The following is a 9,349-nucleotide window of genomic DNA, read 5'->3' on the forward strand; positions in this document are numbered from 1 at the left end:
CTATGAGCAGGGAATACGTGTCTCCGACTGGATCGCCGATCCTTGGCACGCTGGAGAAGCTGACCGGTCGCGCCGAGATCATGGGCATCGAAGAGGACGGAACGCCCCTCTACCAGGGTGGCACCGAGATCTTCTACGACGATCAGGTCACCGCCAGGACAGATGACGGCAAGATGATCTTCCTCGACGAGAACGGCGCCGAGTGGACGTTTGATCAGCTGAAGCCGGCGGACGACGAAGAGGAGGACGAAGATGGGAGTGAGTGAGCACGCTTCCGGAACCAGCTCCGGCTGGCGCTATGACAATCCCGAGAACGACCGGATCATCCTGTCGATCTACGGTCCGAAAGGCGCGACCAAGTTCTGCGGCGTTCTCAGCACAAGCGACGCCCGCAACCTGCGCGACCAGCTCGATATGGCGCTCAACAAGATCGCCGACGCCAGGGCGAGGACTTCGGTCTATGTCGTGGTCGAGAATGCCGGCTACGAGGGAGAGCGAGATGCGCAGCAATGCGCCAGCTACGGTGACGCTATCGAGTGGATGACCAGCAAGTATTCTCCAAAGGAGATCGAGGAGAAGCGAATGGCGATCTGTCGCGATATCGCCGGGGAGCGCAGCTACGATCTGTGAATTTTCTTGACTTTTGCTTTGCTTGAATGCAAATATGCTGCAAACGGAGAATCGAATGAGAATTTCACTCAAGCGGGCGCTGAAGCTCCGCAAGGAGCTGGAGGCGATGCTCGGCAAGATCGAGCTGCCGACCAACCTCAGCCTGTCGCTGCTGATACAGCAGAACGTCGATGATCCGTCGACGGTGATCGGACCCGGCGTCCAGGCGCTGACCCGACGCATCGACGAATACATGGCGCTCTCTCTGGTGTTGGCGAACCTGCGTCAGGCGATCGCCAAGGCCAACGTCGAGCAAGGCGTCGAGGCTGCCCTCGCCCAGGCGGCGCACCACAACCGCATCATGGCGATCCTGAAGAAGCTGGCATCCGCTGGTGTGACGCCGGCAGATGAGCAGCTGAAGGCAGAGCTGGCCTTCAGCCTCGATGCTCTGCGCATCCCCGAACGCAGCTATGGCGCGACCCGAGCTGTGACCGTGTCGGTCGTGCTGCCCGAGCTGCGGGACAAGGCGGCGGCCGGCTACATCGAAGCCAAGCGGTCGCTCGAAGCGATCGAAGACAACCGCGCCGGGCTGAACGCCGCGGTGCATCTGGAACTCGCTGAAGGTGACGCCAACCTGCTCCGGCAGCTGGGCCTCATCTGACGCAAGTGGGCGGGAGACTTACCGAAGGCACACCGATCGAAAGATCATCATGGCAAACGCCCTCACCCCGAGGTCGCAACGCTCCTCGTTACCCGGCTGAACCCGCTCCCCGTTGTGTGGAGCTTCGTCAATCGTCCGGTCCTATGAGCGCTCGTTGCTTGTGGTTTGTTCCTTGTTGATCGTCTCTCGTGCGTGCTCTGACGTTCGTCTCCCGCTTCTGATCTGAGCAAGCTCCCGTCGTCTATCGGCAAGGACACCGCCCTCTCAAGGCGGAAAGGAAGGTTCGATTCCTTCCGGGAGCGCTCGCTCAACACACCCCGACATCGCTGACCTTCCGCCCTGCGCGTCCATCACGGAGCGCAGAACGGAGCGACATGCGTCTGCTCTGCCGGACAACCTCCGGCTTCATCAGAAGGAGTCTGCTACATGATCAAGAAGTTCGCGTTTCTTGCCGCTGCCACCATGTTCGCTGCGATGTCCGTGATGGCATCCCCGGCTGCTGCCGGCGACTACACGGTCTACAACTCGGCCACCGGCCAGGTCGGCACCGGCAACCTGCACCTCGAATACACGGCACCGTCGACCGTCGTCGAGAGCGACATCAACACCTGGCCGAGCATCGGCGCCGGTTCGGTCGACAGCCGGCCGTCGCACAACTTCTCGAACCCGGCCTACGCCAAGAGCACCATCGTCGAGAGCGATCCCTCGACTTGGTACGTCTTCAGCGCCTCGGCCCATTGATCAGCTGATCGTACTTTCGGGAGGGGAGCAATCTCCTCCCGGCTTGCGTTTGTTTTTGTGTTGCGTTTGCACTAATTGCGATGCCAATTCAGAGCAGGAGAAGCTTATGTTCGCCTTCGTAACCGGTCCGGAGTACCGCCTGCCCTTCGGCACAATCACCATCTGTTGCTTTCGGAAGAACCATGTGCATCGCGACTTCCAGAACCACAGCTGGACCGAGCCGATGGACCTGAGCGTCAGCGTGACCGCGCTGGACCTGGCCGCCATTCACCCCGCCGACAACGACAACGAGAGAGTCGCCTGATGGACCTGTACTGGATCCACAAAGCCAGAGATTTCGCCAAGCACGCCCACGGGTCACAGCTCCGAAAGTACACCGGCGTGCCGTACTGGCACCACCTGGAAGAGGTGGCCTGCATCCTGCTGCGCTACTCATCGAACCCCATCGTGGTTGCCGCAGGCTGGCTCCACGACACGATCGAGGACACCGACACCACGCACGCGCAGCTGGAAGTCGAGTTCAATGCGGCCATCGCTGATCTGGTGCTGGAAGTCTCGGACGTCAGTCGTCCCGAGCACGGCAACCGCCCCATGCGCAAGCGCCTCGATCGGCAGTATTTGGCTGGTGCCTCAGCCTTCGGCCAGATGATCAAGTGCGCTGACACCATCAGCAACACACGTGACATCGCAAAGCACGATCACAGGTTCGCTCGCGAGGTCTACATCCCGGAGAAATCCGCTCTGATCCCGGTCCTCGTGAACGCCAGGAACTGGTGCTACCCGCTCTGGCGGGCGGCGTTCGATGAGGTTGAGAAGGCAAAGTTCGAGCTGCAGATCGCAGCCTGAGGAGGCTTCCAACATGTTCCGCACAATCCGTGCGCTCTTCCGCATCAGGCAGCTGATGCGGATTGAGCAGGCAGCAAGGGCTGTCACACTCGAGATCGACCAGTACGATCGCAGCCTGAACGGCACACCACCTCGCGGCGACGACTCCAGGCCACCGAACGGCGACGATTACAATCGCATCCTGTCCATTACGGAAGACCTGAGGCAGGTGCTGTGAGATGCCCTACGACAAGGACGTCAAGGAGCTGGCCTACACGATCGACCCGCCGTGCTGGGAAAGCTACAGCGGCCAGTCGCGCTACTTCAAGGCGGTCATGGACGACCGCCGCAATGCTGCGCTGAAGAAAGCGCAGGAGCAGATCGACGCCGTCAAGAACCGCCAGGCCGAGCGCCAGGCGCAGAAGGACCGCGAGCGACGCACCGGAGCGCATGTGCTGGAGGCCGCGAGGTCTCTGGGCTGGTCGGATGACGGCGAGGGCGCACTGGAGTTCCTGCTTCGGCGCACCCGTGAGGTTGCGATCGAGGACTGCGGAGGCTCTCCGAGCCGCTAGGCCCGAGCGATGGCCTCCTCGATCTTCCGCTTCCGCACCGACCGCACGTGCTCCAGCATCTCGCCATGCGACAGGAACCTGATCCGGGACTTGTCCGTGGCGAGGCGCATGGCCTGCACGGCGAACTCCGCCGTGACATCGAACCAGCTGCCGGCGAGGCGCCTGTTCCCCTTGTCTAACACGCTGCACACGTCGCCCGCGATCCGGTTGGCAAGCAGCTCGCCGTCGACCCAGATGATCTGGTGGACCTGCAGCTCCTTCCAGCAGCCGAGCTGCATTGTCTTCAGGCTGCTCTGCAGGTTCGCTGAGACACCGATCCGCAGCGGCCGGCCGCCGTCAGGCCCCACCGCATAGACCGAGCAGAAGCCCAGCTTCGTGAAGATCTCGCGCTCCTGCTTCGTCGCGAACCAGGGCAGGCCGTTTACGATTTCAGATTTCCCCATTCCACCATTATGGAGCGGGATACGCTTGAATGCAAATTTTGCTTGCGCCGAGCGCAAATGCAAATTACCCAGATCACACCCACGCAGGAGGGATAGATGACCGACAGAAGACCCGTGCTTTCCGCAGACGCCCTTCAGATCAAGCCGGCGGAGCACAAGGCGCTGCTCGAAGTCCGCGAGCTGTTCGCCAACCAGGCCTTCCACCACGACCACGAGATGAACTTCGACCAGCCGAGGGGCTTCAACATGGAGTGTCTGTTCGACAACCGTGAGTGCGGCACCACCGCCTGCATCGGCGGCTGGATATGGGCGATCATGCGCCGTGACGGCACGACCGAGAGCAAGAGCGGCGCCAGGTACGTCAAGAACGATCGCAGCTACCGTCTGCAGTTCCTGTTCTATCCGCCGCTCGATGAACTCGACGGCATGACCTACGACAACATCACGCCGGGCGCCGCCCTGATGGCGATCGACAGCTTCCTCTCGACCGGCAACCCGGAATGGCAGCACGCCTGCGGCATCGACCAGTCCTTCGAGGTCGAAGATGCTTGATTTCAGCAAGCCCATGCAGACCCGCGAGGGTCGCCGCGCCCGGCTGATCGGCCGTGGCTTCTGGAATGGCGATGGATGCGGCCCGCTGCTGTTCGCCGTTGACGACATGGGCATCGAGCGCCTCGCCTTCCGCGAGGAAGATGGCCGGTACCCCAAGATGTTCCGCGGCGATGCAGATGCATCCATCTGGGACATCATCAACGCTCCATCGCCGGAGAACCTGGTGATCGTCCAGGTCAAGGAAGGCCTCGCCGTCATCACCCAGGTCCCGGACAACATCGTGGTCAAGGTCATGGACTACGACATCGAAGGCGTTCCTACCAAAGAGCTGATCGAGGACGAGAACGGCAAGATGTGCCGTGTCGAGCTGCACGGACCTGCCGGGGAGTATTCCGTCTGGCCGTTTGCTTGAATTCAAGCCATCCCAACACCCCCGTTGAGCCAGCGCGCCGCCCTCTGACGGGGGTGGGAATGCACGGCACGCATCAACCACCACAAAGGAGAGACTGCATGGATCCCACCATGGGAGAGACTGCCGCGTTCGCTGAACCGCTGGACACTCTGAACGATAGCCCGCACGGCGACGCTCCGGATGCGTCAACCACCTTCGGATCCGGACGCGTCGACTCGCAGGCAATCGCTTCGGTGTCGAGCATCGAGGAGACGCCGGCAACCAACTATCCGGTCGGCGCCGTCGACTTCAACAAGCCGTTCGAGGTGTTCGACTCCAACGACGACGATGATCGGCACGCCAACGCCCGCGTCCTGGCTGTCCTGGCCGGCAACAACTATCCCGTGGTCGTCGTGTCGCACGACGGCAGCGAGGAGGTTGTCACCCAGTTCGACACCGATGGCAACAGCCTCAACGGAGACTTGAGCGTCGAGAACGTTGCTCCCGCGATCGAGCAGACGAAGTTCGTGATCATCTTCAAGGACCGTCGCGAGTTCTCGCTCGGCGCCGAGCTGTATGACACCGAGCAGGCGGCGTTCGACGTGGCGCGCAACGAAAGCGACGTCTTCGCGGTCCTGCCGGTCACGATCCCTGCCCTCAAGCAGGAGATCCCGCCGGTCCCGCTCCCGGTCGTTGCCGCCAACGATGACGACGAGGAGGACGAGGGCGAGGAGGTCGATGCCGGCCCGAAGTACATCGCCGGCATGACGCTGAAGGCCGGCGACAAGGTGCGTGCCTATCGCAAGAACCGCGGTTCGCGCACCTGCACCATCCTCAAGACCCGGCACTACCCGGCGCACAAGCAGCTCTACATCCAGGCGGATGGCGAGACCCCCTACTGGGCGCTGAACAAGAACATCAGCCGCAACTGGTGATGCGACCTGCCCGCTCTCCGCGGAGGGCGGGCACCTTCCCTCCGGCGCAGTGAGAGCGACGATGCCCATCTTCGACAACAACAGAGCCTTCGATGAGGGCTGGGGAATCTTCGAGTGCAGCGGCAGCGAGAACGGTCCCTATCAGCTGCAGAAGCTGGATGAGAGCGACAAGTTCCGCAACGACATCGAGGCCTGGCGCTACGTGGTCGAGGTCGCTGACCGCGAGAGCGAATACCACCAGAAGGCGCTGGCCTTCCTCGCCGAGCACAGTCCGTTCGAACACCAAACCATCCTCGACACCGTCAACAACAAGGCTGTAGCATGAAAGAGCCAGTCCGCGTTATCGACGAGCCGACCTTCGCCGCTCGCTTCCGCGAGGTGCTGTCGAGCACCGATCTTTCCCATGTGGGCGCGGTCACCGGCCCAGGCCGATCAGGCGCCGTCGCTGCCGTCTACGCCTCGCACATCCTGCATATCCCATACATCCCCTACGGCGCCCGATGCCCAGCAGGCTTCAAGCTGCTGATCGTCGACACTGCCCGTGAGAGCGGCCGGACGCTGCGCAAGGCCGCCCGGCGCTACAAGGACTCCGATCCGACAGTCGTGGTGGCATTCGAGGAGCCGCCTCGCGTGATGTTCTGGTACGAGGCTGGAAAGCCGCAGTTCTACCGGCACGAAAACAAGGTGGCGGCATGAAGCGCGCCATCCTCCTGGCAGCTCTGCTGCTCGCCGCCTGCGACGATGGCGACAACGACATCCCCAAGCCGCGCCTGACCTGCACCCAGGTCACAGCTCAATACCCATGCGGTCGGGGCGGCACATGCGAGCAATGCGGCAACTGGCAGATCGGCTGCCCGAAGCCGCTGGAGCTACATCAGCAAACGGCGACCGGCAAATACGGGAAGGACGAAACACAGCTCGTTTGTCGATTGAAGGAGCATCGCGATGTTTCTGCGTCACCGCCGATGGAGGCACCCCAGCGATAAGGGCCATCCAGCCCAGCGCGCCATCGGAGCCGCGTTCCGCTTCCTGCTCGAAGAGCACACCTGGAAGCGCCACCCCAAACCATTCTCGAAAAGCAAGCGAGGACGCGAACGTCGTGCCGTGAGGCGCTTCGTTCGCCGTGGAGACCACCATGAAGCTGACGTACTGGTCTGATCGTGAAATGCAGATCCTGCGGGACAATCCGCAAATGCCGGTCAAGGAGCTGAAGAAGAAGCTTCCCGGCAGATCGATCCAGGCCATCAGGCGGAAGCGAGACGATCTCGGGCTCGCCGCCACGCGCGAGTACAAGAACTGGTACCCATCAGACGACAGGCAGCTGATCGAGCACGCCAAGACCAAGGGCGCGATCGAGGTAGCGCGGCTGATGGGGCGCGGTGAAGGTTCAGTCCGCACGCGAGCCGAGACCCTCGGCATCAAATTCAAGAGTGAGGTTTCGAAGTACGCCATGACGGGCAACCAGCTCGTGGACGCGATTCGGCGTCGCTGCGAGGAGGATGGCATCGCCGTCCGCGACCTCGATCGCGAGCTGAAGGCAGGGGCGTATTTTTCGAGTCATTGCCTGGGGACAAAGGCGAAGCGCCGACTCCCGGTGATGAAGCACATCGCCAAGGCCGTCGACTTCTTCGGCGGTGAATTGGTCATCAACTGGAAAGACGAATAGAGGAGGGAAAATCGACTTAAGCCGACCGTGATCTGGGAGCGGTCGGTGACTGAAATCGCTGACACAGAGGGACTTAATCAACGGTGAGAACTCTTCTAGGACGGGCGAAGAAGAGTAGAAAGTACAGGGTATGCGTCACAACAGGACAGGCGGTCTCGCTCGGCGGGTCCGCCTTTTTCATTCACGAGATAGACCGGCTGGGCCAACGACAACTCCAACACTTCCCGACAATCGGAGGCGTTGCTCATGACCACAATTCGATATCGCTCAAGGGATAGACCATAAGAAGAGGCGCTCAAGCGCCCATTTTCCGCTTGCACTTTTGTTTGCTTGAATGCAAACAGGCAAACGGAAGAGCCGACCTCGCGGCAGACGCGCGCCTGCGCGTTTGCTTGAATGCAATCACATGCAAACCGGAGAAATGCATGTCGTTCTACCTCGTCCGCCTCGAACCGGACCCGAATGAACCCGGCGTTTGCACTGATGTGCCGCTGCCGGATTACGGACCCTACGAGAAGGGAAGTGAGGCCGCCAAGGAGGCCAAGCGCGTCGGCGAGTATCTCGGCGTCCGTGTTCAGCCCCGGCGCATGAGCCAGGCCGGCGACTGGCGTGAGCGTCATCGCAAGCGCCTCGAAGACGGCATCGAGCGCGGCATTCTCAAAGCGCTCCCCGAGAAGTGGAATTTGCCGCCTATCGCGGACCACTTCGCCCACATCCAGCTGGTGGGCGCCCCCACCATGATCACCTTCGTTGCGACCGAACAGGACGCGATCCTCGACAAGTTCACCTCGGTCACTCCTGGTCGGTACATCAGCCGGTACTACGACACGGATGATCACAAGATCCCCGACGACCAGCGGCGAAAGCTCATCTCGTCGATCGACCCCAGCGGCGAGATCCACTTCGCCTTCGATCCCGACGAGATCGTCCGCGTCTACGCGGAAGGCCCAGATTCGTGCATGGACGGCGACCACAAGTTCTCGACTCCGGTCCGACCGGTCTCGGTGTATGGGGCTGGCGACCTGGCCGTTGCTTACACGGTGAATAGTCGTGGTCGCATCCAGTCTCGTGCCGTCTGCTGGCCCGAGAAGAAGGTCTATGGCCGCTGCTACGGCGACGTGCAGCGCCTAGAAGCCGCCTTGGAAGCCGATGGCTTCGAGACGCCGCGCGAGGGTCACTCCGCCGACGAGAACGGCCCCACCTTCGTCGGCGCCAGGATGATGAAGGTCTTCCTGAACGCCGACGAGAACTACGCGGTGATGCCCTATTTCGACGACCTCAAGGTCTGCGTCGATGCCGGCGATCACTGGATCACCGCGGAGGAGGAGCCTCCCCTCAGCACCGAGGAGCATCCCGACATCGTCAAGAGCGGCGGCACCAACGGCTACGCGGAGATCAAGCGCTGGTGCCCGAAGATGCGCAGCTACTACGGCAAGCGATCTTTCAGGCAGGTCCATGGCGTCGACCAGCACTGGTCGGTGTCAGCCTGTGATCGCTACGCCTTCCAGTGCTCGGAGACGGGTGAGTATTGGCCCGACGAGGACCATTACAAAGTCGTCCTCCAGAGCCTCGGCCTCGGCGGCACGCGCTGGGTTTCAAAGAAGTGGTTCAATGAGAACGGTGCGGTCTGCGAGGCGACTGGCAAGCCCTGCAAAAAGTCCGATCTCGTCGAGTACAAAGGCAAGATGGTCTCCCGCAATTGGGCGGGACGGGACATGGAAAATCCGTTCCGCGGGTCCTATCGCGGGATGACTGCCGACAAGGTCTGGGTCGATGAGTACGAACAGGTCCCGATCAGCAGCCGGCTCACCATGCCACGTCCGGATTTCACCATCCGCGACATGATCGAAGGTCGCTTCGATCCACCCCCCGCACCACGAGAAGTCGAATACGTGACGGCCCGCACCATCGACGGCCGCACGATCCGTCGCCGCATCGCCTAATCCCTACGAAA

17 protein-coding genes and 1 tRNA gene are annotated in these 9,349 nt (G+C 61.8%); 17 read left to right on the top strand and 1 reads right to left on the bottom strand.

Annotated elements, in window-relative coordinates:
- Positions 1-2: 2 nt before the first annotated feature.
- The 9 genes from ACQR07_RS32335 to ACQR07_RS32375 all read left to right on the top strand — a co-directional run bounded on the left by ACQR07_RS32335 (position 3) and on the right by ACQR07_RS32375 (position 3,408).
- Positions 3-266, top strand: coding sequence for a hypothetical protein (locus ACQR07_RS32335; RefSeq protein ID WP_434906101.1), 264 nt, complete (start codon positions 3-5; stop codon positions 264-266).
- Complete coding sequence (locus ACQR07_RS32340; RefSeq protein WP_434906102.1) at positions 253-630, top strand: hypothetical protein; 378 nt, start codon at positions 253-255, stop codon at positions 628-630. Before ACQR07_RS32335 ends, ACQR07_RS32340 begins: the two co-directional genes overlap by 14 nt.
- A 106-nt stretch (positions 631-736) precedes the next feature.
- Positions 737-1,270: a hypothetical protein gene (locus tag ACQR07_RS32345; protein WP_434906103.1), complete on the top strand. Its 534-nt coding sequence runs from the start codon at positions 737-739 to the stop codon at positions 1,268-1,270.
- Between the two features lie 230 nt (positions 1,271-1,500).
- Positions 1,501-1,572 (top strand) — tRNA-Glu (locus ACQR07_RS32350).
- Positions 1,573-1,696: 124 nt separating this feature from the next.
- Positions 1,697-2,011 (top strand): hypothetical protein, encoded by a 315-nt coding sequence (locus ACQR07_RS32355; protein ID WP_434906104.1) that lies wholly within the window; start codon positions 1,697-1,699, stop codon positions 2,009-2,011.
- 106 nt (positions 2,012-2,117) lie between these two features.
- On the top strand, positions 2,118-2,315 hold the full coding sequence (locus tag ACQR07_RS32360) for a hypothetical protein (RefSeq protein ID WP_434906105.1): 198 nt from the start codon (positions 2,118-2,120) through the stop codon (positions 2,313-2,315).
- Complete coding sequence (locus tag ACQR07_RS32365) at positions 2,315-2,857, top strand: HD domain-containing protein (protein WP_434906106.1); 543 nt, start codon at positions 2,315-2,317, stop codon at positions 2,855-2,857. The genes ACQR07_RS32360 and ACQR07_RS32365 overlap by 1 nt, the downstream gene beginning before the upstream one ends.
- Before the next feature lie 13 nt (positions 2,858-2,870).
- A complete protein-coding gene (locus ACQR07_RS32370; RefSeq protein ID WP_434906107.1) occupies positions 2,871-3,074 on the top strand; it encodes a hypothetical protein in 204 nt (67 codons plus the stop codon).
- 1 nt (position 3,075) lies between these two features.
- Positions 3,076-3,408: a hypothetical protein gene (locus tag ACQR07_RS32375; protein WP_434906108.1), complete on the top strand. Its 333-nt coding sequence runs from the start codon at positions 3,076-3,078 to the stop codon at positions 3,406-3,408.
- Here ACQR07_RS32375 and ACQR07_RS32380 read toward each other — a convergent pair.
- Positions 3,405-3,851, bottom strand: coding sequence for a hypothetical protein (locus ACQR07_RS32380; protein WP_434906109.1), 447 nt, complete (start codon positions 3,849-3,851; stop codon positions 3,405-3,407). The genes ACQR07_RS32375 and ACQR07_RS32380 overlap by 4 nt on opposite strands.
- A 96-nt stretch (positions 3,852-3,947) precedes the next feature.
- Here ACQR07_RS32380 and ACQR07_RS32385 point away from each other — a divergent pair, with 96 nt between their 5' ends.
- From ACQR07_RS32385 to ACQR07_RS32420, 8 genes are all read left to right on the top strand, one after another.
- Complete coding sequence (locus ACQR07_RS32385; protein WP_434906110.1) at positions 3,948-4,403, top strand: hypothetical protein; 456 nt, start codon at positions 3,948-3,950, stop codon at positions 4,401-4,403.
- The gene (locus ACQR07_RS32390; RefSeq protein ID WP_434906111.1) at positions 4,396-4,815 is read left to right on the top strand and encodes a hypothetical protein; all 420 of its coding nucleotides are present in this window, start codon (positions 4,396-4,398) and stop codon (positions 4,813-4,815) included. The genes ACQR07_RS32385 and ACQR07_RS32390 overlap by 8 nt, the downstream gene beginning before the upstream one ends.
- A gap of 110 nt (positions 4,816-4,925) precedes the next feature.
- On the top strand, positions 4,926-5,729 hold the full coding sequence (locus ACQR07_RS32395) for a hypothetical protein (protein ID WP_434906112.1): 804 nt from the start codon (positions 4,926-4,928) through the stop codon (positions 5,727-5,729).
- Between the two features lie 61 nt (positions 5,730-5,790).
- Positions 5,791-6,054 carry a hypothetical protein gene (locus ACQR07_RS32400; protein ID WP_434906113.1) on the top strand — a complete coding sequence of 88 codons (264 nt, stop codon included), beginning with the start codon at positions 5,791-5,793 and terminating at the stop codon, positions 6,052-6,054.
- Positions 6,051-6,425 (top strand): hypothetical protein, encoded by a 375-nt coding sequence (locus tag ACQR07_RS32405; RefSeq protein ID WP_434906114.1) that lies wholly within the window; start codon positions 6,051-6,053, stop codon positions 6,423-6,425. The genes ACQR07_RS32400 and ACQR07_RS32405 overlap by 4 nt, the downstream gene beginning before the upstream one ends.
- Positions 6,422-6,715 (top strand): hypothetical protein, encoded by a 294-nt coding sequence (locus ACQR07_RS32410; protein ID WP_434906115.1) that lies wholly within the window; start codon positions 6,422-6,424, stop codon positions 6,713-6,715. The genes ACQR07_RS32405 and ACQR07_RS32410 overlap by 4 nt, the downstream gene beginning before the upstream one ends.
- Positions 6,716-6,864: 149 nt before the next feature.
- Entirely contained in the window at positions 6,865-7,395 is a 531-nt protein-coding gene (locus ACQR07_RS32415) for a hypothetical protein (protein WP_434906116.1), read from the top strand.
- 425 nt (positions 7,396-7,820) lie between these two features.
- The gene (locus tag ACQR07_RS32420; protein WP_434906117.1) at positions 7,821-9,338 is read left to right on the top strand and encodes a hypothetical protein; all 1,518 of its coding nucleotides are present in this window, start codon (positions 7,821-7,823) and stop codon (positions 9,336-9,338) included.
- Positions 9,339-9,349: the final 11 nt, after the last annotated feature.

Origin of the sequence: Bradyrhizobium sp. HKCCYLS20291, from assembly GCF_051167715.1 — a bacterium.
Lineage (GTDB): Bacteria > Pseudomonadota > Alphaproteobacteria > Rhizobiales > Xanthobacteraceae > Bradyrhizobium.